This window comes from Streptomyces sp. NPDC031670 (genome assembly GCF_055580545.1).
The window spans coordinates 850,026-874,063 of the sequence record NZ_JBVILC010000001.1; the positions used below are offsets into that span (position 1 = coordinate 850,026).

Annotated in this window: 23 protein-coding genes, 1 pseudogene and 2 riboswitches; of the genes and pseudogenes, 10 read left to right on the forward strand and 14 right to left on the reverse strand. The window is 72.8% G+C overall.

Features of this window, described 5'->3' with window-relative positions; translation table 11 throughout:
- Positions 1 to 16: 16 nt before the first annotated feature.
- Complete coding sequence (locus ACZ5ID_RS03875; RefSeq protein WP_468893075.1) at positions 17 to 712, reverse strand: cysteine hydrolase family protein; 696 nt, start codon at positions 710 to 712, stop codon at positions 17 to 19.
- 106 nt (positions 713 to 818) lie between these two features.
- Between ACZ5ID_RS03875 and ACZ5ID_RS03880 the strand changes: the two genes are divergently transcribed.
- Positions 819 to 1,301, forward strand: coding sequence for a pyridoxamine 5'-phosphate oxidase family protein (locus ACZ5ID_RS03880; protein WP_468893077.1), 483 nt, complete (start codon positions 819 to 821; stop codon positions 1,299 to 1,301).
- A 62-nt stretch (positions 1,302 to 1,363) separates the two neighbouring features.
- Here the strand turns inward: ACZ5ID_RS03880 and ACZ5ID_RS03885 are convergent, their stop codons facing one another.
- Entirely contained in the window at positions 1,364 to 2,266 is a 903-nt protein-coding gene (locus ACZ5ID_RS03885) for a LysR family transcriptional regulator (protein ID WP_406552983.1), read from the reverse strand.
- A gap of 38 nt (positions 2,267 to 2,304) precedes the next feature.
- Here ACZ5ID_RS03885 and ACZ5ID_RS03890 point away from each other — a divergent pair, with 38 nt between their 5' ends.
- On the forward strand, positions 2,305 to 3,282 hold the full coding sequence (locus tag ACZ5ID_RS03890; protein ID WP_468893079.1) for a DMT family transporter: 978 nt from the start codon (positions 2,305 to 2,307) through the stop codon (positions 3,280 to 3,282).
- 24 nt (positions 3,283 to 3,306) lie between these two features.
- On the opposite strand, the gene ACZ5ID_RS03895 is transcribed toward ACZ5ID_RS03890, so the two are convergent.
- Entirely contained in the window at positions 3,307 to 4,638 is a 1,332-nt protein-coding gene (locus ACZ5ID_RS03895; RefSeq protein ID WP_468893081.1) for an aminotransferase class I/II-fold pyridoxal phosphate-dependent enzyme, read from the reverse strand.
- A 36-nt stretch (positions 4,639 to 4,674) separates the two neighbouring features.
- Between ACZ5ID_RS03895 and ACZ5ID_RS03900 the strand changes: the two genes are divergently transcribed.
- Positions 4,675 to 5,337: a pyridoxamine 5'-phosphate oxidase family protein gene (locus tag ACZ5ID_RS03900; protein WP_468893083.1), complete on the forward strand. Its 663-nt coding sequence runs from the start codon at positions 4,675 to 4,677 to the stop codon at positions 5,335 to 5,337.
- A 45-nt stretch (positions 5,338 to 5,382) separates the two neighbouring features.
- On the opposite strand, the gene ACZ5ID_RS03905 is transcribed toward ACZ5ID_RS03900, so the two are convergent.
- From ACZ5ID_RS03905 to ACZ5ID_RS03915, 3 genes are all read right to left on the reverse strand, one after another.
- Positions 5,383 to 6,342, reverse strand: coding sequence for a DMT family transporter (locus tag ACZ5ID_RS03905; protein ID WP_468893085.1), 960 nt, complete (start codon positions 6,340 to 6,342; stop codon positions 5,383 to 5,385).
- 161 nt (positions 6,343 to 6,503) lie between these two features.
- Complete coding sequence (locus ACZ5ID_RS03910) at positions 6,504 to 7,511, reverse strand: EamA family transporter (protein ID WP_468893087.1); 1,008 nt, start codon at positions 7,509 to 7,511, stop codon at positions 6,504 to 6,506.
- A 31-nt stretch (positions 7,512 to 7,542) separates the two neighbouring features.
- Positions 7,543 to 8,085, reverse strand: coding sequence for a peptidase (locus tag ACZ5ID_RS03915; RefSeq protein ID WP_468893088.1), 543 nt, complete (start codon positions 8,083 to 8,085; stop codon positions 7,543 to 7,545).
- A gap of 230 nt (positions 8,086 to 8,315) precedes the next feature.
- Here ACZ5ID_RS03915 and ACZ5ID_RS03920 point away from each other — a divergent pair, with 230 nt between their 5' ends.
- The gene (locus tag ACZ5ID_RS03920; protein WP_468893090.1) at positions 8,316 to 8,513 is read left to right on the forward strand and encodes a hypothetical protein; all 198 of its coding nucleotides are present in this window, start codon (positions 8,316 to 8,318) and stop codon (positions 8,511 to 8,513) included.
- Positions 8,514 to 8,607: 94 nt separating this feature from the next.
- Positions 8,608 to 9,036 carry a type II toxin-antitoxin system Rv0910 family toxin gene (locus ACZ5ID_RS03925; RefSeq protein ID WP_468893091.1) on the forward strand — a complete coding sequence of 143 codons (429 nt, stop codon included), beginning with the start codon at positions 8,608 to 8,610 and terminating at the stop codon, positions 9,034 to 9,036.
- 90 nt (positions 9,037 to 9,126) lie between these two features.
- On the opposite strand, the gene ACZ5ID_RS03930 is transcribed toward ACZ5ID_RS03925, so the two are convergent.
- The 3 genes from ACZ5ID_RS03930 to ACZ5ID_RS03940 form a co-directional block, all read right to left on the reverse strand.
- Positions 9,127 to 9,717 (reverse strand): PadR family transcriptional regulator, encoded by a 591-nt coding sequence (locus ACZ5ID_RS03930; RefSeq protein WP_468893093.1) that lies wholly within the window; start codon positions 9,715 to 9,717, stop codon positions 9,127 to 9,129.
- A gap of 247 nt (positions 9,718 to 9,964) precedes the next feature.
- Positions 9,965 to 10,312 carry a nuclear transport factor 2 family protein gene (locus tag ACZ5ID_RS03935; protein ID WP_030301082.1) on the reverse strand — a complete coding sequence of 116 codons (348 nt, stop codon included), beginning with the start codon at positions 10,310 to 10,312 and terminating at the stop codon, positions 9,965 to 9,967.
- On the reverse strand, positions 10,309 to 10,905 hold the full coding sequence (locus ACZ5ID_RS03940) for a TetR/AcrR family transcriptional regulator (RefSeq protein ID WP_468893096.1): 597 nt from the start codon (positions 10,903 to 10,905) through the stop codon (positions 10,309 to 10,311). Before ACZ5ID_RS03940 ends, ACZ5ID_RS03935 begins: the two co-directional genes overlap by 4 nt.
- Before the next feature lie 163 nt (positions 10,906 to 11,068).
- On the opposite strand from ACZ5ID_RS03940, the gene ACZ5ID_RS03945 reads away from it, so the two are divergent.
- Positions 11,069 to 11,884, forward strand: a complete 816-nt coding sequence (locus ACZ5ID_RS03945; RefSeq protein WP_468893097.1) for a PhzF family phenazine biosynthesis protein — start codon at positions 11,069 to 11,071, stop codon at positions 11,882 to 11,884.
- A 172-nt stretch (positions 11,885 to 12,056) separates the two neighbouring features.
- Here ACZ5ID_RS03945 and ACZ5ID_RS03950 read toward each other — a convergent pair whose 3' ends face one another.
- The gene (locus ACZ5ID_RS03950) at positions 12,057 to 12,860 is read right to left on the reverse strand and encodes a CPBP family intramembrane glutamic endopeptidase (RefSeq protein ID WP_468893182.1); all 804 of its coding nucleotides are present in this window, start codon (positions 12,858 to 12,860) and stop codon (positions 12,057 to 12,059) included.
- Positions 12,861 to 13,023: 163 nt separating this feature from the next.
- On the opposite strand from ACZ5ID_RS03950, the gene ACZ5ID_RS03955 reads away from it, so the two are divergent.
- Positions 13,024 to 14,799: a substrate-binding domain-containing protein gene (locus tag ACZ5ID_RS03955; protein ID WP_468893099.1), complete on the forward strand. Its 1,776-nt coding sequence runs from the start codon at positions 13,024 to 13,026 to the stop codon at positions 14,797 to 14,799.
- A 34-nt stretch (positions 14,800 to 14,833) separates the two neighbouring features.
- Here ACZ5ID_RS03955 and ACZ5ID_RS03960 read toward each other — a convergent pair whose 3' ends face one another.
- Entirely contained in the window at positions 14,834 to 16,342 is a 1,509-nt protein-coding gene (locus tag ACZ5ID_RS03960; RefSeq protein ID WP_468893100.1) for a glutamate-cysteine ligase family protein, read from the reverse strand.
- A gap of 490 nt (positions 16,343 to 16,832) precedes the next feature.
- Between ACZ5ID_RS03960 and ACZ5ID_RS03965 the strand changes: the two genes are divergently transcribed.
- Both ACZ5ID_RS03965 and ACZ5ID_RS03970 read left to right on the forward strand, forming a co-directional pair.
- A complete protein-coding gene (locus tag ACZ5ID_RS03965; protein ID WP_468893102.1) occupies positions 16,833 to 17,420 on the forward strand; it encodes a hypothetical protein in 588 nt (195 codons plus the stop codon).
- Between the two features lie 339 nt (positions 17,421 to 17,759).
- Positions 17,760 to 17,966, forward strand: coding sequence for a DUF5999 family protein (locus tag ACZ5ID_RS03970; protein ID WP_067155431.1), 207 nt, complete (start codon positions 17,760 to 17,762; stop codon positions 17,964 to 17,966).
- A 145-nt stretch (positions 17,967 to 18,111) separates the two neighbouring features.
- Here the strand turns inward: ACZ5ID_RS03970 and gcvP are convergent, their stop codons facing one another.
- On the reverse strand, positions 18,112 to 20,997 hold the full coding sequence (gene gcvP, locus ACZ5ID_RS03975) for an aminomethyl-transferring glycine dehydrogenase (RefSeq protein ID WP_468893104.1): 2,886 nt from the start codon (positions 20,995 to 20,997) through the stop codon (positions 18,112 to 18,114).
- A 60-nt stretch (positions 20,998 to 21,057) separates the two neighbouring features.
- Positions 21,058 to 21,192: riboswitch (glycine riboswitch) on the reverse strand.
- A riboswitch (glycine riboswitch) is annotated at positions 21,193 to 21,290 on the reverse strand.
- Between the two features lie 111 nt (positions 21,291 to 21,401).
- Here gcvP and ACZ5ID_RS03980 point away from each other — a divergent pair.
- Positions 21,402 to 21,782 carry a PRC-barrel domain-containing protein gene (locus ACZ5ID_RS03980; RefSeq protein WP_406556196.1) on the forward strand — a complete coding sequence of 127 codons (381 nt, stop codon included), beginning with the start codon at positions 21,402 to 21,404 and terminating at the stop codon, positions 21,780 to 21,782.
- Here ACZ5ID_RS03980 and ACZ5ID_RS03985 read toward each other — a convergent pair.
- Positions 21,695 to 23,251 carry a DNA polymerase IV gene (locus tag ACZ5ID_RS03985; RefSeq protein ID WP_468893106.1) on the reverse strand — a complete coding sequence of 519 codons (1,557 nt, stop codon included), beginning with the start codon at positions 23,249 to 23,251 and terminating at the stop codon, positions 21,695 to 21,697. The genes ACZ5ID_RS03980 and ACZ5ID_RS03985 overlap by 88 nt on opposite strands.
- 69 nt (positions 23,252 to 23,320) lie before the next feature.
- Positions 23,321 to 23,809, reverse strand: a pseudogene (locus ACZ5ID_RS03990) (MerR family transcriptional regulator); the annotation flags it as partial.
- Positions 23,810 to 24,038: the final 229 nt, after the last annotated feature.

The following is a 24,038-nucleotide window of genomic DNA, read 5'->3' on the forward strand; positions in this document are numbered from 1 at the left end:
GTCGGCCCCGGTGGCCTCAGGGCCGCCGGGGCCGACGCGGCGCCTTGAGGCAGCCCAGGATGTCGTCGGTGGTGGCGACCGTGGCGACCAGGGCCAGCGTGTTGCGGATCATCGCGGGGGTGTACTCGGCGGGCACCCCAGCGATGGCGTCCGCCGGCACCACGGCGGTGTAGCCGAGGTTGACGGCGTCGAAGACGGCGTTCGGGATCGCCACGTTCGCCGAGACGCCGCTGACGATCAGGGTGCGGCAGCCGAGGTTGCGCAGCAGCGCGTCGACGTCCGTCCCCGCGATCGGCGAGAGGCCGTGCAGCCTGCGGACCACGAGGTCCTCGTCCGCCACCTCGATGCCCTCGACGATCCGTACCGCCGTCGAGCCGGAGTACTGCTGCACGGGCAGGCGCTCGGCGGCCCGGAAAAGACGGGCGTTGCGGGAGGCGCCGCGCCCGTCGGGCCTGCGTTCGGCCACCGCGTGCACGACCTGCACGCCCGTCTCGTGCGCGGCGGCGACGAGCCGGGCGACGTTGTGGAGGGCGCCACCGGAACGGGCCTGTGCGGCGAGTTCGGGCAGCGCGCTGTCGGGGCCGACGACGCCCTGCTGGCACTCCACGGTCATCAGCACGGTGGTGGCGGGGTCCAGCTGCCGGGCCAGCCGTTCCTTCCGACCGTCCGCTCGCTCGCCCGGTCGTTCGTCCGCTCGTTCGTCCGTCGCCATGGCGCCGGAGGCTAACGGCCATTGCGCGAGGGGGGAAGGGCGCGCCATGATTCCTGACACTCAGTCAGCTCGGAGGGCTGGGCCGACTCGCGGGAGGAGCCGCCCGATGACCGCCACGCAGCGCCGGGGCCGCCGGATCATGATGACGGACGCGGAACGCGACGCGTTCCTCGCCGAGCAGCGCACCTGCCGGGTCGCCACGGTGGCCCCCGACGGCCGGCCGCACGTGGGCGCGCTCTGGTACGTATGGGACGGGAGCGCACTGTGGCTGTACTCGATCACCCGCAGCCTGCGCTGGGCGCATCTGCTCAAGGACCCCAGGATCGCGGTGGTGGTGGACGCCGGTGAGGCGTACGGGGAGCTGCGCGGCGTCGAGCTGAGGGGCAGGGCGGTGCCGGTCGGCGAGGCACCGCGTACGGGTGAGCCGTGCCCGGAACTGGACGGGCCGGAGCGGGAGTTCGCGCGCAAGAACTTCGGCCTGGAGGAGATGGTCCACGACGGCCGGCACGCGTGGCTCCGGCTGACGCCGGAGGCGATCGTGTCGTGGGATTTCCGGAAGCTGGGACTGCCGGGGCCTTCGGGTGCATGAGACTCCTCGGGCGCCGCGCCTCCCCCCGGGGCCCGGCGCTTCGGAGAACCCCGCCCGGCACGTCACGTCACATCTCGCCCCGCCGCGGCCAGCGCCTCCACGGCCGCGCGGATGGAGGGCCGTCGGTCGGCGTCCGCGCGCCACACCGCGTACACATGCCGGCGCATCGCGTCCCGCACCGGCACCAGCCGCACCCCCTCGGGCACCGGCCCCCGCCCCAGCCGGGGCGCGACGCTCACCCCGAGTCCGGCCTCCACCAGGGCGAGCTGGGTGGCGTGTTCGCGTGCCACATGCCCGATGCACGGCTCGACCCCCTTGCCCCGCAGGGTGAACATCAGCCACTCGTGGCAGAACTCGCCCTCCGGCCAGGTGATCCACTCGTCCGGGGCGAACTCCTCCAGGTCCACGCTCTCGCGCCCCGCGAGCCGGTGCCCCACCGGCATCGCCACATCCGCCAGGTCGTCGAGGACCGACCGCTTGGCCAGCCCGTCGGGCAGCGGCAGTGGCTTGTTGTACCAGTCGAGCACGACCGCGAGGTCGAGGTCACCGAGCAGCACGCCCCGTACCGAGTCCTCCGCCTCCAACTCGTCCGAGCGGACGCGGAGTTGGGGGTGCTGGGCGCGCAGCGCGGTGAGCGCCGCCGGGAACAGACCGCGCGCGGCGGTGGCGAAGCCCGCGATGCGCAGCTCGCCCACGACCCGGCCGCGCTGGGCCTCCAGATCGGCCTGGGCGACCTGGACCTGGGAGAGGATCCGCGCGGCGTGCTCGGCGAGGAGCCGGCCCGCGTCGGTGAGGCGTACGCCCCGTCCGTTCTTGGCGAGCAGGGGCTGCCCCGCCTCCCGCTCCAGCTTGGCGAGCTGCTGGGAGACGGCCGAGGTCGTCACATGCAGATTGTCGGCGGCGCCGCCCACCGAGCCGTGGCGGGCCAGCGCGTCGAGGGTCCTCAGGCGCTCCAGGTTCAACATATAAGGAATGCTAACTGATCCGGTCCACCTTTTCTCGCTTGTGCTACGAGGTTGAACAGGCCACGCTTACCGCCATGACCACCGTCACCTCGCCCCGGCCCCTGTCGGCCCCCTCCTCCGCCCCCCGCCGCCCGGCACTGGACTGGCGTGTCCGGTTCGCGGCGCTCTCGCTGGTCTGGGGGTTCAGCTTTCTCCTGATCAAGGTGGGCACGGGCGGTTACGCCCCGTTCCATGTCACCTTCGGACGGCTCCTCTTCGGTACGGCGGTGCTCGCCGTCGCGATGGCGGTCAAGCGGGAGCGGCTGCCCCGGGGCGTGCGCACCTGGCTGCATCTGACGGTGGCCGCGCTGCTCCTGAACGCGCTGCCGTTCTCGCTCTTCGCCTACGCGGAGCGCACGATCCCGTCGACCCTGGCCGGGATCTGCAACGCGACCTCCCCGCTGTGGGGCATGGCGCTCTCGATGGTGGCGCTCTCCGAGGACCGGCCGACCCGGCGCCGGGTGGCGGGGCTCGGTCTCGGTTTCCTCGGGGTGCTCACGGTCCTGGGTGCCTGGCAGGGTTTCGACGGACTGGACCTGCGGGGCACCGCGATGGCCCTGCTCGCCTCGCTCTGCTACCCGGTGGGCTGGATCTACGTCCGCCGTACGCTGTCCGGCAACGGCCACTCGAACCTGTCGCTGATCGGCTCCCAGCTCGGCGTCGCGACCCTGCAACTGGCCCTGGTCACCCCGTTGTTCGCGGGGTTGCCGACCGCCTTCCACCCGGTCCCGCTGCTCGCCGTCGCCGCGCTCGGCGCCCTCGGCACCGGCTTCGCGGTGCTCGTCCAGTACGGCCTGGTCAACGAGGTGGGCCCGACCACAGCCCAGATGGTCACGTACTTCATCCCGGTCATCGCCACCGCCGCCGGGGTCCTGGTCCTCGGCGAGGGCCTGAGCTGGAACACGCCGGTGGGCGCGGTGATCGTGCTGGCGGGGGCGGCGCTGACGCAGACCCGCGCGCCCAAGAGGGCGCTATAGCGCCAGTGGTTCCGGCGGGCGCGGCTAGTCGTACCGCCGTCCCGGCGACGCCCCCGTCGCCGCCACCACCGCGTCGGCCGCGGCTCCGATGTCGGCCGGGGCGAGCCGCGAGACGGTGAGGCGGATACCGGGCGCGGCCGACAGCCGGAAGCGGGCGCCGGGCGCCACCGCCCACCCTGCGTGCAGCAGCCGCGCCACCGCGGCCGTCTCGTCCGGCACCGGCACCCACACACTGAACCCGCTGCGGCCGTGCGCCGCGACACCCCGCGAGCGCAGCGCCCGCACCAGGGTGTCGCGGCGCTCGCCGTAGGAGCGGGCCACGGCGGCGGAGTCGAGGACGTCCGAGGTCCACAGGTGGACGACGGTCCGCTGGAGCAGGCGGCTGACCCAGCCGGGCCCCAGCCGCTGGCGGCCCCGGACCCGGTCCAGCGTCACCGCGTCCCCGGTGAGCACGGCGAGCCGCAGATCCGGCCCGTACGCCTTGGCCACCGACCGTACGAACGCCCAGTGTTCGACCACCGGGGACAGCGGGGCGAGCGGTACGTCGACCATGCCGTGCCCGTGGTCGTCCTCGATGAGCAGCACCGAGGGATGGGCGGACAGCACCTTCCGCAGCGCACGCGCGCGTTCCGCGCCGACGGCCGCCCCGGTGGGGTTCTGGGCACGGCAGGTGACGACCAGCGCCCGTGCGCCGGCCGCCAGCGCGCTCTCGACGGCCTCGGGCAGCGGCCCCTCGTCGTCGAGCGCCACCGGCACCGGCCGCAGCCCGAGCGCCGGGACGAGGTCGAGCAGGGCGCCCCAGCCCGGGTCCTCGATGGCGACGGCGTCGCCGGGCCGCAGATGCGCGGCGAGCACCCGCTCGATCGCGTCGAGGGAGCCGGACAGGACGCCGACCGGTCCCGGCGGCACCCCGTCGGCGTCCAGGGCCGCACGGGCGAGCCGCGCGAGGTCGGGGTCGACCGGGTCCTGCCCGTAGAGGGTGGGCCGCTCGGCGTGGTCGCGGGCGGCAGCCGCGAGCGCGTCACCGAGCGGTGGCAGCAGGGCGGGGTCGGGGTTGCCGTCGGAGATGTCGCGCACCCCCGCGGGCACGTCGATGCGCTGGGCGTCGCGGGCGGTGCTGGCGGGGCGTGGACGCACCCGGCTGCCCCGGCGCCCCCCGGTCTCGATGACGCCCCGGTCCCGCAGCAGCCGGTAGGCCGCCGCGACCGTATTGGGATTCACGCCGAGCTCACCCGCCAACTCCCGCAGCGGCGGCAGCGGTTGCCCCGGCGCCAGCTGTCCGGCGCCCACCGCGCGCTCGACGTCGGCGGCGATCTCCGACGCACGCCGCCCCACGATCCGATACTCTCCTAGCACAAACAGAACTATGCACTAGTGCAATGGAGAACGCAAATGCCCGACTCCCCTTCCTACGAGCCCACCGAGCGCACCGTGCCGACCCGCTCGCGCGAGCGGGCGTCGTACGACCGCGAGCTGGTGCACGGGATACTCGACGAGGGGTACGTCTGCCACCTCGGCTTCGTCCGCGACGGTGCCCCGGTCGTCCTGCCGACGCTCTACGGCAGGATCGGCGAGCGGCTGTACGTGCACGGCTCGACGGGTTCGCGCCCGCTGCGGATGACCGGCCGGGCCGAGCCGGGGCTCCCGGTCTGTCTGACCGTCACCCACGTCGACGGCCTGGTGCTGGCCCGCTCGGCCTTCCACCACTCCCTCAACTACCGCTCGGTCGTGGTGCACGGCCTCGCGTACCAGGTCACCGACCCCGAGGAGCGGCGGGCGGCCCTGGACGCGCTGGTCGACCAGGTGGTGCCCGGCCGCTCCTACGACTCGCGGCAGGCCAACGCCAAGGAGCTCGCCGCGACCGCGGTGATCCGTCTGGACCTCGACGAGGTGTCGGCGAAGGTGCGCACCGGCGGCCCCAACGACGAGCCCGAGGACAGCGGCCTGCCGCACTGGACCGGGGTGATCCCGCTGGTCCGCACCCACGGAACGCCGGTGCCGGCCGACGACCTCGACCCCTCCGTGGCGCTGCCCGACTACCTCGCCGCGCTCTGACGCGGTCCGGGGGCTTCGGCGGGCATCCGGGGAAGCCCCCGGCCCTCAGGCCGCGACCGGTTCCCGGCGGGCCCGCGCGGCGAGCCGTGCCTCGGCCCCGGCGAGCCCCACCACCGCGACCAGCAGCAGCGAGGTGCCCAGGACCGTGGCGGCGGTGAGCTGTTCGCCGAGTACCACGACGGCGAGCAGCGCCGCGCTGACCGGCTCAAGCAGCATGATCACGGAGACGGTGGCGGAGCGGACGACGGCCGCGCCCGCGAAGTAGAGCGCGTACGCCAGCGCCGTGGGCACCGACGCCACGTACCCCAGCAGCACGGCCACCCGGACCGGCTCGACGGTGTGCGCCACCAGTCCCTCCGCCCCCGCGAACGGCAGCAGCAGGACCGAGGCGACGGCGAACGCCCAGGCGGTGGTCGCGGAGGGGTCGGCGCTCTCGCCGTCCCGGCCGAGCCGGCGGGTGAGCAGCGTGATCCCCGCGTATCCGGCCGCCGACAGCAGTGCGAGCAGCACGCCCGCCGGGCGCACGGCGCCGCCGCCGTTGCCGAGGACCAGGACCGCGAGCCCGGCGAGGGCTCCGCCGACGGCGGTCAGCCCGGCGCCGCCGATCCGCTCACCGAGGGCGAGACGGGCGCCGACCGCGATGAGCACGGGCCCGGCGCCGAGGGTGACCACGGTCGCCACGGCCAGGCCGGTCGAGGCGACGGCGGCGAAGTAGGCGCTCTGGAAGACGGCGAGTCCCACCCCGTTGCCCAGGATGCGCGCCAGCCGCCGGGCCACCGGTTCGGCGGGCCGCCGCACGGGACGCCGCCGCAGGGCACGGGCGGCGAGCAGCAGGGCCAGTCCGCCGACGCAGCGCCAGAAGGAGAGGGCGAGCGGGCCCAGGTCGCTGGCGTCGAAGACCAGCGCGGCGGCGCCGCCCGCGGTGCCCCAGGCGACACCGGCGAGGACGAGATAGAGCAGGCCGCGCCCGACGGGCAGGGCGGCAGAAGTCGATGCGTTCGACACGTACGTACTCCGGAGAGGAAGACGGGAAAGGTCGCGTGCCTGGAGTACGCGGGCAGCGACGAGCCGCTCGGGGACTGCCCGAGCCCGGCCTTCGTCAGGGGTGTGGCCGCCCGCGTTACGCGGCGGGAGGCGGCAGGACGGTCGAATGCATGATCGTCACCCTACGGCGCGGTCCGGCCGGCCGACAACTCCTCCTCGGGCGCGGGCGTCCGCGGCACCGGCAGCGGCTGCCCGTCGCCGCCCGCCACCGGCCCGGAGGCCTCCTTCGGCGCGGAGGACTGCGCGATGAAGGCGCCGACGAGGACCACCGCGCCGCCCGCGATCTGCGGCGCGGCGAGGTGCTCGCCGAGCAGCACCCAGGCCAGGACGGTCGCGATGACCGCCTCCAGACAGGCGACGACCCCGGCCACCTGCGGCGAGAGCTTGCGCACCGAGATGACCCCGGTGACGTACGCGATCACCGTAGCGATCAGCACGATCCAGCCGAGCAGCAGCGCCGCGGGGACGTCCGTGCCGTTCATGTCGGCGCTGCCGCCGAGCACCGACCAGTCCATTCCCCAGGGGCGGGCGACGAGCGTGAGCAGCAGGGAGCCGATGAGCAGGCCGTAGGCGATGACGCCGATCGGGTCGGGGGCGTCGTCGGCGTCGCCGCCCTGGTCGGAGAGGACGAAGTAGCCGACCTGGCAGCAGGCGGCGCCGAGGGCGAGCAGCAGTCCCAGCAGGTCGAAGCTCAGCCCGGACCAGATCTGCACCACACTGGCGAGGCCGCCGACGGCGAGCACCACGCCCACGGCCGCCGCCCGGGTCACGGGCCTGCGCTGGACGAACCGGACCCAGCCGAGGACGAGCGCGGGGGCCAGATACTCGACGAGCAGGGCGACACCGACGGGGATGCGGGATATCGCCGCGAAGTAGCAGGCCTGGACGCCGGCGACGGCGAGCAGCCCGAATCCGGCGAGCAGCGCGGGCCGGCGCGTCAGCAGCCTCCGGTGGCGCCAGGCCACGGGCAGCATGACGAGCGCGGCGCCCGTCACCCGCAGCCACACCACGTGCAGCGGGTCCAGGCCCGCCTCGATCAGCGGCTTGGCCGCGACACCCGATCCACCGAATGAGAACGCCGAGGCCAGGGCCAGTCCCAGGCCGACGTTCCTCCCCTGAGACGCCTGCATCGGCACATCATGACAGGAGAAGTCAGGACCGTCACCCCTGTGACACCTGTCGAGACGGCGGGGCCCCGAGGAGCCGCCCGGAGAGCTCCCGGGCGTCGACGCCGGCATGGTCGAGGACCGCCACGGCCCGGCACTCCGGGTCGGCGGCGAGCGCCGCGAGCAGATCCGTGCCCCCTACGCGCCCCTCGCCCCGGGTCTCGGCGCGGGCGAGCGCGCCCTCCATCGCGGTGACCGCGGCGGGCGACCAGCCGGGCTGGTCGAGCAGTGGCAGGGCGCCGGAGTCCTCCACCGACCCCTGCCAGCGCAGCCCGTACCCGATGGAGCGCTGGACGAGGTAGCCGAGCACCCGCGCCACCTGCGGCGGGCCCGCGAACGCGGCGCGCACCTCCGGGTCCGTCTCCATCAGCGAGTGCAGCAGATGGGCGGTGTCGATCTGCCGGTCGCCGTCGCGCAGCGCCCTCCTGCGGGCACCCGAGACCACCGAAGCCATCTCGTCGGTGAGCCGGGCTTCGAGGTCGCAGGCGGCGGGGACCGGGGCCGGGACGGCCGGGGCCCGCGGGATCGGGGGGTGCACACTCCCACCTCATCAGGCGCGCCGCCCCGGAACATCCCCGCCGGGAAGCATTCCGCATCCGACGTTGGGTGGGGACGCTTGACCGGGTTCTCCTCCTTCCGGATGAGATTTGCGTTTTACGCCCCGGGGGCGCGCCCCACCTGCCGTACGCCCCGCAGGCAACCGCACCGCCCCCTAGAACGTCCCCTCCCGTACGACACAGCCGCCACGGCAACCGCGGGAGGGGCCCGATGTGCTGGATGGTCGCCCTGCTCGCCGAGGACGGGCTGCAGTACGTGTACCGCGTGTACGCCCCCGAGGACGCCCTGCGCGGCGATCTGTTCTGGGCCGCCTTCCACTGCCACGACGAGTCCTCGCGCCCGCGCGCGTCCGATCTCTTCGACTCGGCGCAGATATGGGTGCTGCCGCTCAGCGGCTCCATGATCTGACGGTTCATCAGTATTGAATGTTGACCGGCCCCCGGCTACGTTCCGCGACACGTTCTCGACTCGAAGGACGTGACGGACTCGAAGGGGTGGTCGTATGGCCGAGGTCAGCGCGGAGGCGCGCCTGGAGGCTCCGGCGCAGAAGGTCTGGGAGCGGATGACCGACTTCGGCGCGTACGGCGAGTGGAACGCCACCCACACCGGCTTTCCGCGCGGCGGCCCCGAGAGGCTGGAGCTCGGCGCGACCTATGCCGAGAACATGAAGCTGATGGGGTTCCCGGCCGAGGTCGTCTGGACCGTGGACGAGTTCGAGGCGGGCCGCCTTCTCGGCGTCAGGGGCCAGGGGCCGATGGGCGTGAGCGTCGGCAACCGCTACATCCTGACCCCGGACGGGGACGCGACGGTGGTGCGGATCGAGGGCGAGTTCACCGGCGCGGCCGTCTCGCTGATGGCGGGCAGGCTCAGGGACTCGGCGACGGCCGCGCTGAACGAGTCACTGCGCAGGCTCGGCGCGCTCGTGACCTGACGGCCCCGCGCGCCCGGTCCCGCGCGTCCGGTCCCGCGCGCGGAAGAGCCCCGCGACCGGTGGTCGCGGGGCTCTCGGCGGCCGGCGGGGTCAGTCCTCGTCGGCCAGGATCAGATACAGCTTCTTGCGGGCGTCGTTGATGACCCCGAGCGCCTTCTTGCGCTGCTCGGCGCTGCCGGTCTTCCAGACCTGGCCGAACGCCTCCATCAGGCCGAACCCGGCCTGGCGGATCTCGTTCATGCCCTCCCAGTCGACTCCGCGCCCGGCCTCTTCCCACGGGGCCTCGGACCCCGACTCGGCCTCGGCGCGTCCGGCGTCGGTGAGCGTGAACAGCTTCTTGCCGCCCTCGCTCTCATTGGTGATCAGGCCCTCGTCCTCCATCATCTGGAGGGTCGGGTAGACCGAACCGGGGCTGGGCTTCCACGCCCCGCCGCTGCGCTCGCCGATCTCCTGGATCATCTCGTAACCGTGCATCGGCCGGTCCTTCAGCAGGGCCAGGATCGACGCGCGGACATCACCGCGCCGCGCCCTGCCCCGCGGACCGCCCCGGCCTCCCCGGCCGGGCCCGAAGGGGCCGCCACCGAAGCCGGGCCCGAAGGGCCCGAAGGCGGCACGCCGCCCCTCGAAGTCCCCCCGGCCGTGATGTCCGGGTCCGTGCTGTCCGTGTCCATGTGAACGCATCGCTACGCTCCTTCCATCGGTGATCCGTCGCGATGCGTCAACGATATATCGGAACTGTTCGGTTAACAACCCCCCGATAGGGCAGCGAACTGTGACCTGCTGGAGAACGGGCTTGGCAGGCCTCACTGATCCTGGTGGTGGCGGTTGGGGACCGGCCGGTCAGGCGAGTGCAGCGCGGGCCGGGGCGCACGGCTCGGTCCGGTCGACGATGACGTGCACCGAGGCTCGGCGAGGCCGCGGGAAGCGCTTACGCGGGGAGGAAGAACCCGGTGATGTCAGCGAGCCGGCCGTCGCGGTGGAGTGCGGTGCTCACACCCGCCATGGCGGGTTCGTCCTGCTCGCCGAGCTGGGTCCACCGTGCGAGCGACCGGTCGTGGTGCTCGACGACCTCGTCGATACGGAACCGGTGACCGGGGAAGGCTCCGGCGAATCCCGCCATGTAGGCGGCCAGCTCGGTCAGCCCGCCCACCTCCGTGCCCGGGTCCCGATAGGCGACGTCTTCGACCGCGACCGCGCCCAGTGCGGCAAGCCGCTCGCCGGGGTCGGCCGACCAGCACGCGGCGTAGTTCGTCCAGAGCTGCTGCGAGTCGCTCATCGCTGTCCTTCTTTGTCGGAGCCGATCGACGCCATCGCGCCATCGGTGATGGTGTGCAGTTTCGTGATGGGGGCGCCGGCCCGGACCAGCACCAGCAGGCCCTGATAGAGCGCCAGCAGCCGGGCTGCCGACACCTCGACGTCCAGCTCCGCCGGCAGCAGACCCAGGGCGCGGGCGCGCGTCAGCGCGTCGGTGAAGCCGGACTCGATCGTCTCCAGCCCTCGGTGCACTCCCGCGGCGGCCTGCGGAAAGGTGAAGGACTCCACCGCGGTGTTGGTGAGGAGACATCCCGGATCGGGATCGAGGCCGGTCTCGAACGTCGAGGTGAAGAACGACCGGATGCCCGCCACAGGGTCCGGCGGTTCGAGGAGATGGGCCCGGACTCTGCCCTGCACCACCTGGTCGTTGTAGGCGTCCAGTGCGGCGCAGAACAGGCCCTCCTTGCTCTGAAAGACCCGGTACAGGCTGCCCGGATGCAGTCCGGTCGCCTCCTCGATGTCCCGCAGCGAGGCCCCGAGGTAGCCGCGGCGGCGGAACAGCCGCATGGCGCGGGCCAGTACGTCCGCCTGATCCCAGAGCTGCTTGCGGCCCACCGAAACTCCCCGTAGTTGAACGATCGCTCACAAAAATAGCACGTCGGCACGGCTGGCCGTCCCGTGGCTCCCTCAGCGGTCGATCGGGGAGCTCCTCCGAAAGGGCCAACCATCCCGGATTGGCCTTGGCCGGTGGCCTGCTCCGGCCCGTACCGTCCTGCCCATGCAGATCCGAATCGTCGACGCCTTCACCGACCGCCCGTTCGCCGGAAACCCGGCCGGGGTCCTGCTCCTCGACGCGTTTCCGGACGACGCCTGGCTGCGGGACGTCGCCCGGGAGGTCAACCTCTCGGAGACCGCCTTCGCCCATCCGCTGCCGCCGGGCGGCGAGGCCGACTGGGCGCTGCGGTGGTTCACCCCGGCCACCGAGGTCGCCATGTGCGGGCATGCCACTCTGGCCACCGCCCATGTGCTGCGTACGACCGGCGCCGCGACGGGAAGGGTCAGCTTCGCGGCCCGGTGCGGCATCCTCCACGCGACCGCGCACGAGGACGGGTCGATCACGCTCGACTTCCCCACCTCACCGCTGACCCCGGTGGCGGTCCCGGACGGTGTGGCCGAGGCGCTGGGGGCGCGCCCCGTCTCCGTCCACGACACCTCGGAGTTCATCGGCGACCTGGTCGTCGAGCTGGCGGACGAACGGACCGTGCGGGGCCTGACGCCCGAGTTCAGGGCTCTGGCCGCCTACTCCGAGCGCGGCGTCATCGTCACGGCAGAGGCCGAGGACCCCTCGCGGGGCTACGACTTCGTCTCGCGCGGCTTCTTCCCCGGCGTCGGCATCGACGAGGACCCGGTGACGGGCAGCGCGCACACCGCGCTCGCTCCGTTCTGGTCGGCGCGTCTGGGCCGCACCGAGCTGACCGGCCTCCAGGCCTCCGCCCGGACCGGTCTGGTGCGCACCTCGCTGCGCGGCGAGCGCACCCTGCTGACCGGCACGGCCGTCACCGTCATCGAGGGCGAACTGCTCACGGCTCCGTAGCGGTTCACGACTCCGTAGCGGACCGCCGGCATGGGTAAGGGGCGTACGCCATAGCTGTACGCCCCTTACGTGTCATCGCCCCGCACGCCGTCCCGCGCGCGCGTGCCCGTCGCCGGCCGCCGGTTGGTGCCACCCGCCACCCCCCGCCTGCCCTCGGCGCGGCGCTCGTCCGTCACACCGTGGGCAGCCAGCTCACCTTCCCCGCGAGCAGCGCGTACCCCACGAACGCCCCGATGTCGAGCAGGGAATGGGCCACGACCAGCGGCCCGACCCGCTGCCAGCGCCGGTAGAGCAGGACGAAGACGACGCCCATCGCCATATTGCCGAGGAAGCCGCCGATGCCCTGGTAGAGGTGGTAGGAGCCGCGCAGGACCGCACTCGCCGCCAGCGCCGCGAGCGGGGTCCACCCCAACTGGCCGAGCCTGCGCAGCAGATACCCGACGACGACGACTTCCTCCAGTACGGCGTTCTGTACCGCCGACAGGACGAGCACCGGGTACTTCCACCACACGTCCGGCAGGGACTCGGGCACCACCGTGAGATTGCCGCCGACCGCCCGGGCCAGCAGATAGAAACCGAGCCCCGCGCTGCCGATCCCGGCCGCGATCAGCGCGCCCCTGCCGAGGTCCGGGCCGGGTCGCCGGCGGTCGAAGCCGAGGACGCGCAGACCTCCCGCTCCCTCACGCAGCAGCAGGTGCGCGACGAGCGCCACGGGCACCAGCGCGCTCGCGATACCGAAGAGCTGCCAGGCGAGATCCAGCCAGGGACGCCCGGGGGCGTGCGAGGTGTTGAGCCTGGCCGCCTGGTCCTTGAGGCCACCCGGCTTGGTCACCGATCCGACAAAGCTGATCAGCGCCGACACACCGCTCGCGCCGAGCGAGAGCGCCAGCACGAGCACCGTCTCGGACCGGAAGATCCGCGGTGACACCCCCTGTTCGGGAAGAGAATCAGCCACACGCCCCGCCTCCACCTGCACACCTGCCTCCAGTTGAACGAACCCGTCCCATGCCCACCACTGCCCCGCTAGGGTCTCGAATGAAAGTACGAAGATCGCGCGCGACAGGCCGGGGGCGAGCGCCATTTCGATGGTGCGGTTCCCTCTTTTTCCTTGTACGGGATTCAAGGAGGGCACCACCGCCATGGGACGTCACAGCTTGCCCGACGCGCACGCGGCCGAGGGAACCCGGGGCCGTCCGGCCGCCGCCCGCCGCCGTACCGTCGCCGTCGCCACCCTGCTCGTCCTCGTCGTGGCGGGCGGCGCGGCCGTCGCGGCGAGCAGCGGACTGCTCTCCTCCGGCGACCCCTGCCGGGACTCCGCGGTGCGGCTGGATCTCGTCGCCTCCCCCGACATCGCCCCGGCCGTCCGGTCCGTCGCCGAGCGGGCGCGCGCCGACAAGGTCACCTCCGACGGCTCCTGCATCGATGTCCGCGTCACCGCCCGCGAGTCCTACAAGGTGGCCGCCGCGCTCGGTGCGGCCCGCGAACCCGACTTCGCGGTGTGGATACCCGACTCGGGGCTCTGGGTGGACCGCGCCAAGGAGGGCGGCGAGAGCGTCCCGGTCGCCACGGCGGGCCATGTGGCCGCCTCACCGGTCGTCCTCGGCGTCGTGGCGCCCGCCGCCAAGTCCCTGGGCTGGCCGTCCCGGACGTACACCTGGGCCGAACTCGCCGCCGCCACCACCGGCTCGGACACCCTGCGCCTGGGCGCGGCCGACCCGGCCCGCTCGGCGGCCTGCCTCCTCGCGCTGAGCAGCGTCGGCCGCTCCGCGGCGCGCCGGGGCGCGGACGGCGACACCGGGGCGGCGGCCGTGGCCAAGGCGCTCTCGCAGCGCACCTCCGACAGCGACGCCCAGGTCGTCACCACGCTCGCCCGGGGCGGCGGGGGCGGCGGTCCGCGCCACAACCAGGCCGTCGTCCTCTCCGAGCAGACGGCGTACGCGTACAACACCGGCCGGGACGCCGGGCAGGGGCTCGGCCTGTTCTACCCGAAGGACGGCACGCCGCTGCTCGACTACCCGTACACCATCGTCCGCGAGAACCGGCTGAGTACCGACCGCAGCCGCGCCGCGATGCGGTTCCTGACGCTGCTGGGCGAGCCGGAGTCCCGGCGGGCCCTGACCAGGAGCGGCTTCCGGACCCCCGGCGAGGCGCCGGACGAGGCTTTTGTACGGAAGGCGGGCGCCGCCGCTCCGCAGCCGTACGCCACGTCCACCGCCGACGCCCCGTCCGCCAAGGAGCTCCAGGAAGCCCTGGGGACATGGACGATCATCGTCCAGAGCGCCCGTCTGACCACCGTCGTGGACGCGTCGGGCTCGATGGCCGCGCCGGTTCCGGGAGCGGGCGGACGGTCCCGGATGGATGTCACCAAGGCCTCGCTGCTGCGGGCGCTGGCGCAGTTCACGCCCGAGGACGAGATCGGTCTGTGGGACTTCGCCACCCGCCTGGACGGCTCGCGCGACTACCGCGAGCTGGTGCCGACCGCCCGTCTCGGCGACCCGGTCAAGGGCGGGCGCACCCAGCGCGAGCGGCTGGCCGCCGCCTTCGACGCGCTGCGGCCGGTGCCGGACGGGGCGACCGGCCTCTACGACACGATGCTCGCCGCGTACACCCGGGCCACCGCGGGCTACCGGCCGGGGAAGTTCAACGCGGTGGTGATCCTCACGGACGGCGCCAACGAGGACCCCGGCAGCATTACGCGCGGCGAGCTCCTGACCCGCCTCCAGAAGCTCTCCGACCCGGCGAGACCGGTGCCGGTGATCGCCATCGCGGTGGGCCCGGACGCGGACGGGGAGTCGGTCGGGCAGATGGCCCGGGCCACCGGCGGGGCCGGCTACCAGGTCACCGACCCGGCCGAGATCCAGGCGGTGATCCTGAGGGCCATCATGACGGTGGGCCGGGGCGGCGCCGCGGGCTGACACGCCCGGCCCGCGCCGCGCACGGCCCCTGCCCTCACCCCTGCGCCCGGATCCCCACCGGCCAGGTGTGGACCGGCTCGCCCTGGTGCATCAGGTCGCGGTAGCGGCGGGTGGTGGCCGCCAGCGCGGCTTCCCGGGTCAGCCCCGCGTCGAGAGCCCGGTGGTAGGTGTCGACCTGCCAGGAGGCGCCGTTGACGCGGCGCCGGCAGCGCTCCTCGATGACGCCGAGGTAGCGGTCCCGGTCGGCCGGCTCCACCCCCCACGCGTCGAGCCCGGCGTGGGCCAGCGGCAGGAGTTCGTCCCGGACCAGCTTGACGGCCGGTACGCGCGCGACGCCGCCCGCCCGGCGCGGCGCCGGCCACAGCAGCTCGGCGTCGATGCCCTGGCGGCAGGCCGTCTCGAAGTTGGCGGCGGCGGCCTCGAACGGCAGCCGGGTCCACACCGGCCTGCTGTCCTCGGCGAGGGAGCGCACCAGACCGTAGTAGAAGGCCGCGTTGGCGATGACGTCCGTGATGGTGGGCCCGGCCGGCAGCACCCGGTTCTCCACCCGCAGATGCGGCACACCGTCCGCGATCCCGTACACCGGGCGGTTCCAGCGGTAGATCGTCCCGTTGTGCAGCACGAGCTCCTGGAGGGAGGGCACCCCGCCCTCCGACAGCACCCGCAGCGGGTCCTCCTCGTCGCAGATGGGCAGCAGCGGCGGGAAGTAGCGCAGGTTCTCCTCGAACAGCTCGTACGCGGAGGTCACCCAGCGCTCGCCGAACCAGGTGCGCGGGCGCACGCCCTGGGCGCGCAGCTCGGCGGGCCGGGTGTCGGTGGCCTGCTCGAACAGCGGCGGGCGCGACTCGCGCCACAGCTCCCGGCCGAACAGGAAGGGCGCGTTGGCCCCCACCGCGATCTGTACGGCGGCGACGGCCTGGGCGGCGTTCCACACCGCCGCGAAGCGGGCAGGCGTGACCTGGAGGTGCAGCTGCACGGAGGTGCAGGCGGCTTCCGGGGTGATGGATCCGGAGGTGCAGACGAGGCGTTCGACGCCTTCGATGTCGAGGGTGAAATCCTCCCCGCGGGCGGCCACGATCTGATCGTTGAGCAGTACATAGCGGTCGGCGTCGGAGAGATTCGCGGAAACGAGGTCCTGCTGTCCGATCGTCGGGAGAATTCCGATCATCAGGATGCCGGCACCGACCTCGCCCGCTTTGCGCTCGGCGTACCCGAGACCGGTCCTCAGCTCCTCGGAGAGCTGATCGAAGACCCGGCCGCCGAGCCGGTGCGGGGCGATATTCACTTCGAGGTTGAACATCCCGAGTTCGGTCTGGAAATCCTTGCTCGCAATGCGCTCCAGAACCTCCGCGTTCATCATGCGCGGCATACCGTCCGGCCCCACGAGATTCAGCTCGATCTCCACACCCATCAGATTCCTCGGACGATCGAACCTCCGTTCGGTCAGGAGCCGCCCCAGCCCCTCCAGGCACTGCTGGAGCTTCTGCCGGTACGCGTGCCGATCGGACAGGTCGAACTCGCCCGCCACGACCTTCTCACCCATCGAAGGGTCCCTCCTCGAATGGGCAGCCGGTCCGTCCGGCCGCGTGCGTCACGGTCGATAATGCCCCGGCTGGCTGATCTGTAACGCCCCCTGGGCGGGGTCGGGGTAGTAAGCTGGTACGAACCGGCCTCGGGCACATGCATTCGGCATACACCAACATCCGGATAGCGGTCCTGCGGAAATCGTGAAAAACACCGACGGGTTTCGGCCGACCGCCCTGGGCAGACCTTTCCTGGCCAGTGGTGTACCCGGTTCGCCGAACCGGGATGAATGCCGCATCATCAGGACCTGAATCCGACTTGCCCGTAATACCGCCGACCGCTAGCCGAAACACCCCCTGAACACGTGTCGTATAAACTTTGCGAACGAGGCAGAGAGTTGGCGTCCCGGCCCCTGTCACCCGGCCCCCCTCTGACCCCGCGTCACCGCAGACAGCGCTGTCCGCAACGCCCACGCATCACCGTGTCTCCGAAGTGAGAGGCGACCCACCATGCCGCTGCATGTTCCCCCGGCTCCCGCGCCCGCCCTGCGCAGCGTCCTCGCGGCACTCGGTTCCCCCACCGCCGTCCGCGCGGCACGCACCCCCGCCCTGCGCTCCGCGCAGGGCCCGCTGACCCCCGAACTCCCGCTGCCCGTCCATGTGCTGGACCGCATCACGCCGAGCGCGCGCGCCCCGCACAGCCGCCTGGCCGGCTGGCGCTTCCTCATCAGCGAGGCGGGGACCGCGGTCGCCGCCGCGGACACCATGCTCACCCCCGACGGCTGGGCCTTCTCGCACTTCTTCGAAGGGCCCTATCTCGCCTCCACCCAGCGCGCCCTGCGCCAGGCGGAAGCGCTGACCATGGACGTCGAGGCGCGGCTGCTCTCGGTGCCCGAGCTGTACATGCTCACCCTGTGGCTGCGGCGCGACCTCACGGCCGACCCCGCCTCGGGCGAGCTGGACCCGGCGGATCTGCTGGTGCCGCTGGCGCCCGCGCCGCCCGGTATCTGCGCCCACCGGCCGCACCGCGTCTCCGAACTCCTGCCGGTGATGACCCTGCGCCTCGCCCCGGCGCCCCTGCTGAGCCAGCCGGTCTGACACCACGGTCGCCTGTCGCCCGGCGGAACCACCCACAGCGCCCCGGAGCCCCTGCGGCCCCGGGGCGCTGTCGTGTACGCCCGCGCACGCCTCCTCCGTACGGGCTAGTCCGTAACGGCCACTACGAACCACCCGAAGAGGCAGGGCAGTTGAGTTGAACCGGCCGCACGAGTGATGCGTCAATATGCGGTAGGAAGTGGTGCCGCGAAATCCCTGCGGATTGACGTCCGTGGGGCAACACTGGGAGCGCACCGACCGACTGAGCAACGGGGGGCGGCCATGAACACCGCATCGAGCCGCAGGACATTCACTACTACGACGCAGCGAGAGAACGCATCCATGTGCCAGCACCAGCCAGCCTGCCCGACAGCCGACTCCGCCGACCGGGAGGCCGCGCAGCTCGTGGCGCACCACCCGGAGCAGGGCTGGAGCCTGCTGTGCAACGGCGTCCTGATCTTCGAGGACACCGGTGAGCTGCTGCCGGACGGGCGGATCATCGCCCCGCACCGGGCGCTGACCGCCGGGCAGGTGGCGAAGGCCGCCTAGCGCGGCCTCACGGGTACGGACGCCGCGCGGCACGGCACGGGGCCGCACCGCTCGGCACAGAAGAACAGCACCGCACAAGAAGGGGCCGGCCCGGGGAAGCTCCCCGCACCGGCCCCGACGTAGGTCAGCCGTAGACGGCTCTACCTCAGTGGTCGTACTCGTCCAGCGGCGGGCAGGAGCAGACCAGGTTGCGGTCGCCGAAGGCACCGTCGATGCGGCGCACCGGCGGCCAGTACTTGTCGGCCTTCGAGACGCCGGCCGGGAAGACCGCCTCCTCGCGGCTGTACGCGTGGTTCCACTCGCCGCCGAGCGCCGCCGCCGTGTGCGGGGCGTTCGCCAGCGGGTTGTCGTCGGCGGGCCACTCGCCCGAGGCGACCTTCTCGATCTCGGCGCGGATCGCGATCATCGTCTCGCAGAACCGGTCGAGTTCGATCAGGTCCTCGGACTCGGTCGGCTCGATCATCAGCGTGCCGGCCACCGGGAACGACATCGTCGGCGCGTGGAAGCCGTAGTCGATCAGACGCTTGGCGATGTCGTCGACGCTGACACCGGTCGCCTTCGACAGTGGACGCAGGTCCACGATGCACTCGTGCGCCACCAGGCCGTTGGGGCCGGTGTAGAGCACCGGGTAGTGCGGCTCCAGGCGCTTGGCGATGTAGTTGGCCGCGAGCACCGCGACCTGGGTGGCGCGCTTGAGGCCCTCGCCGCCCATCAGCCGGACGTACGCCCACGAGATCGGCAGGATGCCGGCCGATCCCCACGGGGCGGCCGAGATCGGGCCGACACCCGTCTCGGGGCCGGCGGTCGGCTGGAGCGGGTGGTTGGGCAGGTACGGCGCGAGGTGCGCGCGCACACCGACCGGGCCGACGCCGGGGCCGCCGCCGCCGTGCGGGATGCAGAACGTCTTGTGCAGGTTCAGGTGCGAGACGTCGCCGCCGAACTTGCCCGGCTTCGCCAGGCCCACCAGCGCGTTGAGGTTGGCACCGTCCACGTAGACCTGGCCGCCCGCGTCGTGCACCTCGCCGCAGATGTCCGCGACGTGCTCCTCGAACACCCCGTGCGTGGACGGGTAGGTGATCATCAGCACCGACAGCTCGTCGCGGTACTGCTCGATCTTGGCGCGCAGATCCGCGATGTCGACCTCGCCGTCGTCGGCGGTCTTCACCACGACGACCTTCATCCCGGCCATCACGGCGCTGGCCGCGTTGGTGCCGTGGGCGGAGGACGGGATCAGGCAGACCGTGCGCTGCTCGTCGCCGTTGGCGCGGTGGTAGGCGCGGACCGCGAGCAGACCCGCGAGCTCGCCCTGCGAACCGGCGTTGGGCTGGATGGACACCGCGTCGTACCCGGTGACCTCGGCGAGCCGCTCCTCCAGCTCGTGGATGAGCGTGAGATAGCCCGCGGCCTGCTCGACCGGCGCGAAGGGGTGGATCTGCCCGAACTCGGGCCAGGTGACCGGCTCCATCTCGGTGGTCGCGTTCAGCTTCATGGTGCAGGAGCCGAGCGGGATCATGCCGCGGTCCAGCGCGTAGTCCCGGTCGGCGAGCTTGCGCAGATAGCGCAGCATCGCGGTCTCGGAGCGGTGCTGGTGGAAGACCGGGTGGGTGAGGAACTCGTCGGTGCGCAGCAGCGCGGCCGGGAGCGTGTCGGCGGCCGAGGCGTCCAGCGCCTCGATGTCGCCCTCGGCGCCGAAGGCGGCCCAGACGGCGGCGACCCGGTCGCGGTCGGTGGTCTCGTCGCAGGCGATCGAGACGGTGTCGGCGTCGACCAGGTGCAGGTTGACCCCGCCGTCCCGGGCGGCGGCCACGGCCTCGGCGGCCTTGCCGGGGACCCGGACGGTCAGCGTGTCGAAGTACGAGCCGTGCACGACCTCCACACCGGCGGCGCGCAGGCCCTCGGCGAGGATCACCGCGTACCGGTGGGTGCGCCGGGCGATCTGCCGCAGGCCGTCCGGGCCGTGGTAGACCGCGTACATACCCGCCATGACGGCGAGCAGGACCTGCGCGGTGCAGATGTTGCTGGTGGCCTTCTCGCGGCGGATGTGCTGCTCGCGGGTCTGGAGCGCCAGCCGGTACGCCTTGTTGCCGTCCGCGTCGACGGAGACGCCGACCAGGCGGCCGGGCAGGCTGCGGGCGAACTTCTCCTGGACCGCCATGTAGCCGGCGTGCGGGCCGCCGAAGCCCATGGGGACGCCGAAGCGCTGGGTGGTGCCGACGGCGATGTCCGCGCCCAGCTCACCGGGCGAGGTCAGCAGGGTCAGGGCGAGCAGGTCGGCGGCGACCGTGACGATCGCGCCGAGCTCGTGGGCCTCGTCGATGAGGGGCTTGAGGTCGCGGACCTCGCCGGAGGCGCCCGGGTACTGGAGCAGCACGCCGAAGACACCGCGCTCGGCCACCTCGGCCGGGATACCGCGGCTCAGGTCGGCGACGACGACCTCGACGCCCGTCGGCTCGGCGCGCGTCTCTATGACGGCCACGGTCTGCGGCAGGGTGTCGGCGTCGACGAGGAAGACCCCGCCCTTGACCTTGCCGACCCGGCGGGAGAGCGCGAGCGCCTCGGCGGCGGCGGTGCCCTCGTCGAGCAGCGAGGCGCCCGAGGTGGGCAGCCCGGTGAGGTCGGCGACGACGGTCTGGAAGTTGAGCAGCGCCTCCAGTCGGCCCTGCGAGATCTCCGGCTGGTACGGCGTGTACGCCGTGTACCAGGCCGGGTTCTCCATGACGTTGCGCAGGATCACCGGCGGGGTGAACGTGCCGTAGTAGCCCAGGCCGATCATCGGGGCCAGGACCTGGTTGCGGTCCGCGAGGGAGCGCAGCTCGGCCAGGACCTCGGCCTCGGTGCGGGCGCCGGGCAGACCCAGCGCCTCGGCGCTCTTGATCACGTCCGGCACCGCCGCGGCGGTCAGCTCGTCGAGCGAGCCGTAGCCGACCTGCGCGAGCATCTTCGCCTGGGCCTCGGCGTCGGGCCCGATGTGACGCTGCTCGAAGGGGATGCCACGCTCAAGCTCGGTGAGCGGCATGCGGTTGGCGGTCATTACGGAGGCCTCCTGGTCTGCACGACCTGCGAGGGGCACCACGGCGCGGGTGCCCGGACGGCCTCCCCCTCTGTCATCTCAACCTGAGAGCTTCACCGGGGCGCGTGGGGGCGTCCCGGCTTTCACCGTCGGTGAGGAAGGGGTGCGCGCATGGGCCTTCGCCCGCACGTCCCCCGTCCTGCTTTCCAGAGTGACCTCGTCCGCGCGGTACGTGGGCCTGAGAGATTCCGGGGAGGATTTGCTCCTTCGGCGCCTCCGGACATCTTTCCGAAGGACTCTCCCGCACGGGGTCAGCAGCCATCGCCAGCGTACCAGCGCGGCCCGGCCCTGATCCTTCGAGTGGCCGAGGGCCGCGTTGTGCACTTTCGTAGTGTTACGAGCAGTTGCGACCTGTTGGAGGGACCGTGCAGACCGATATCGATCCGCGCAGCCTGATCGGCCGCAAGGCGTTCGACCGCAACGGCAACAAGATCGGCACGGTGGACGAGGTCTACCTCGACGACGCCACCGGAGTGCCCGAGTGGGCCGCCGTACGCACCGGCCTGTTCAGCCGGGACGCCTTCGTCCCCCTGGAGCCCAGCGCCCTCGTCGACGAGGCGCTGCACATCCCCTACGACCGGGCGCTGATCAAGGACGCTCCCGACTTCGGCGTCGGCCGCCACCTCTCCCCCGAACAGGAGCTCCAGCTCTACCACCACTACGGTCTGGACATCGCCGCCCCCGATCCGCTGCCCGGCACCGACCGGGACTTCGGACGCCTGGCGGGCGAGGAGGACGAGACCTGACCCTCCGCGCCACCCGGCTCCTCCGGTCCGCCGTCACCCGTCCGCTCCAGCGCGGCCCCGTCACCCGTCTGCTCCAGCGCGGCCCCGCCCGTCTCCTCGTCGACAGCCGCCACCAGCGGCAACGGCTCGGACGGCGCCAGGTCGGGGTCGTCCACCCGGAACGTGCGCACCCGGCCCGGCACGAGGGAGGTCGGCGTCTCGAACCGGACGGTCACCCGGCCCACCCCGCTGCCCTGCACCCAGCCGGGGCCGAACTCACGGTGGTGCACATCGTGCCCGGCCTGCCAGCGCCGCTCGGCCGGGTCGACCGCCTCCGGCTGCTCGGGGGCCGGCGTCTGCGCACCGGTCTCGACGGGCGCCCGCTCGACGGCGTCCGGCTCGCCGGCCGCCCGCTCGCCCGCCGCCTGGGCGAAGAGGTCCTCCTGGGTGAAGTCGGCGAGACCGCTGACCCCGACCCCCAGCAGGCGCACGCCGCCGGTGGTGTCCACGGAGTCGAGCAGCCGGCCGGCCGCCTCGCGCACCACCGCGGGATCGTCCGTGGGCCCGCGGAGCGTCTCCGACCGGGTCAGCGTGGAGAAGTCGTACCTCCGGACCTTCAGGACGATCGTGCGCCCGGAGTGCCCGGAGGCCCGCAGGCGCTGCACACAGCGGTCGGCGAGCCGTCCCACCTCGGTCATCACCCGCACCCGGTCGTGCAGGTCCACGTCGAAGGTGTCCTCGACCGACACCGACTTGGTGTCCCGCTCGGCCACCACCGGCCGGTCGTCGAGGCCGAGCGCCATCCGGTGCAGCGACGCCCCGTGCGCCTTGCCCAGCAGCCGTACGAGCTCGTCCTCGCCCGCCTCGGCCAGGTCCGCGACCGTGGTCATCCCCGCCCGGCGCAGATGCTCGCCCGTGGCGGGCCCCACGCCCGGCAGCGTCCTGACCGGCATGGGGGCGAGCATCTCCCGCTCGGTGCCGGGCTCGATGAGCACCAGCCCGTCCGGCTTGGCCTCCTCCGAGGCGATCTTCGCGAGCATCTTGGACCCGGCCAGCCCCACCGACCCGGTCAGCCCCGTCACCGCCCGGATGTCCGCACGCAGCCGCTGACCGGCCTCACGGGCCGACTGAGCGTCCCACGCGACTCCCCCGGCCTCCAGGTCCACAAACGCCTCGTCGAGGCTCAGCGGCTCCACCAGGGGCGACAGCCGCCCCAGCAACTCCATCACCTGCTCGCTGATCGAGCGGTAGAACGTGAAGCGCGGGACGAGATAGGCGCCGTTGGGACACAGCCGTCTCGCCTGCGCCATCGGCATCGCCGAGCGCGCGCCGAAGCGCCGCGCCTCGTACGAGGCGGTGGCCACCACACCGCGCGGTCCGAGACCGCCCACGATCACGGGTTTTCCGCGCAGGCTGGGCTTCGACGCCTGCTCTGCGGCGGCGAAGAAGGCATCCATGTCCAGATGCAGGATGGTCGGCGCGGCTCTCACACCACCGATGCTGCCTCACACCACTGACAATCGGCCCTCCAGGGCGTGCTGCGACAGTCCCGCTGCCCCTCAGACCGCCCGGTTGCGGCGCCGGGCGAGCTCGTCGGCGGGGTTGTGCCCCACCAGCGTCTCGCCGGTGTCGATCCGCTCGCCGTGGAGCTGCGAGAGCGCGGTCTCCACATCGCGCCACACCACGCCGACGGCGATCCCGAAGATCCCCTGGCCGCCCTGGAGCAGGCTGACGACCTCATCGGGCGAGGAGCACTCGTACACGGTCGCCCCGTCGCTCATCAGCGTCATCCGCTCCAGATCGCAGAAGCCGCGCTCCCGCAGGTGCTGGACGGCGGTGCGGATGTTCTGGAGGGCCACCCCGGTGTCGAGGAACCGTTTGACGATCTTGAGGACCACGACGTCCTTGAAGCTGTACAGCCGCTGGGTGCCCGATCCGTGCGCCGGACGCACACTGGGCTCGACCAGGCCGGTGCGCGCCCAGTAGTCGAGCTGCCGGTAGGTGATCCCCGCCGCCGCGCACGCCGTCGGCCCCCGGTATCCGACGGTGTCGGTGCCGGTGTCGGCCGTGCTGTCGTGAAGGGGGTGGCCACCGCTCGTACCCGGCAGAGAGCTCGGGGGCGGGTACGGCCCGCTCCCCCCCGGACTTCCGGGGGCCTCCCCTGCCGTACTGTCGCCGCCGCTGCTTCTCACGCCGACCCTCCGTCCTAGAACTGCCCTCACGACGGTAGGCAGTCACTCGGGGTGCGTCAACGATCGCCACACTCGGCACGCCGAG

Coding starts and splice junctions, on each gene's coding strand:
- ACZ5ID_RS03875 (WP_468893075.1), bottom strand. CDS start 712: ATGGCGACGGACGAACGAGCGGACGAACGACCGGGCGAGCGAGCGGAC.
- ACZ5ID_RS03880 (WP_468893077.1), top strand. CDS start 819: ATGACCGCCACGCAGCGCCGGGGCCGCCGGATCATGATGACGGACGCG.
- ACZ5ID_RS03885 (WP_406552983.1), bottom strand. CDS start 2,266: ATGTTGAACCTGGAGCGCCTGAGGACCCTCGACGCGCTGGCCCGCCAC.
- ACZ5ID_RS03900 (WP_468893083.1), top strand. CDS start 4,675: ATGCCCGACTCCCCTTCCTACGAGCCCACCGAGCGCACCGTGCCGACC.
- ACZ5ID_RS03910 (WP_468893087.1), bottom strand. CDS start 7,511: ATGCAGGCGTCTCAGGGGAGGAACGTCGGCCTGGGACTGGCCCTGGCC.
- ACZ5ID_RS03920 (WP_468893090.1), top strand. CDS start 8,316: ATGTGCTGGATGGTCGCCCTGCTCGCCGAGGACGGGCTGCAGTACGTG.
- ACZ5ID_RS03925 (WP_468893091.1), top strand. CDS start 8,608: ATGGCCGAGGTCAGCGCGGAGGCGCGCCTGGAGGCTCCGGCGCAGAAG.
- ACZ5ID_RS03930 (WP_468893093.1), bottom strand. CDS start 9,717: ATGCGTTCACATGGACACGGACAGCACGGACCCGGACATCACGGCCGG.
- ACZ5ID_RS03935 (WP_030301082.1), bottom strand. CDS start 10,312: ATGAGCGACTCGCAGCAGCTCTGGACGAACTACGCCGCGTGCTGGTCG.
- ACZ5ID_RS03945 (WP_468893097.1), top strand. CDS start 11,069: ATGCAGATCCGAATCGTCGACGCCTTCACCGACCGCCCGTTCGCCGGA.
- ACZ5ID_RS03955 (WP_468893099.1), top strand. CDS start 13,024: ATGGGACGTCACAGCTTGCCCGACGCGCACGCGGCCGAGGGAACCCGG.
- ACZ5ID_RS03960 (WP_468893100.1), bottom strand. CDS start 16,342: ATGGGTGAGAAGGTCGTGGCGGGCGAGTTCGACCTGTCCGATCGGCAC.
- ACZ5ID_RS03965 (WP_468893102.1), top strand. CDS start 16,833: ATGCCGCTGCATGTTCCCCCGGCTCCCGCGCCCGCCCTGCGCAGCGTC.
- ACZ5ID_RS03970 (WP_067155431.1), top strand. CDS start 17,760: ATGTGCCAGCACCAGCCAGCCTGCCCGACAGCCGACTCCGCCGACCGG.
- gcvP (WP_468893104.1), bottom strand. CDS start 20,997: ATGACCGCCAACCGCATGCCGCTCACCGAGCTTGAGCGTGGCATCCCC.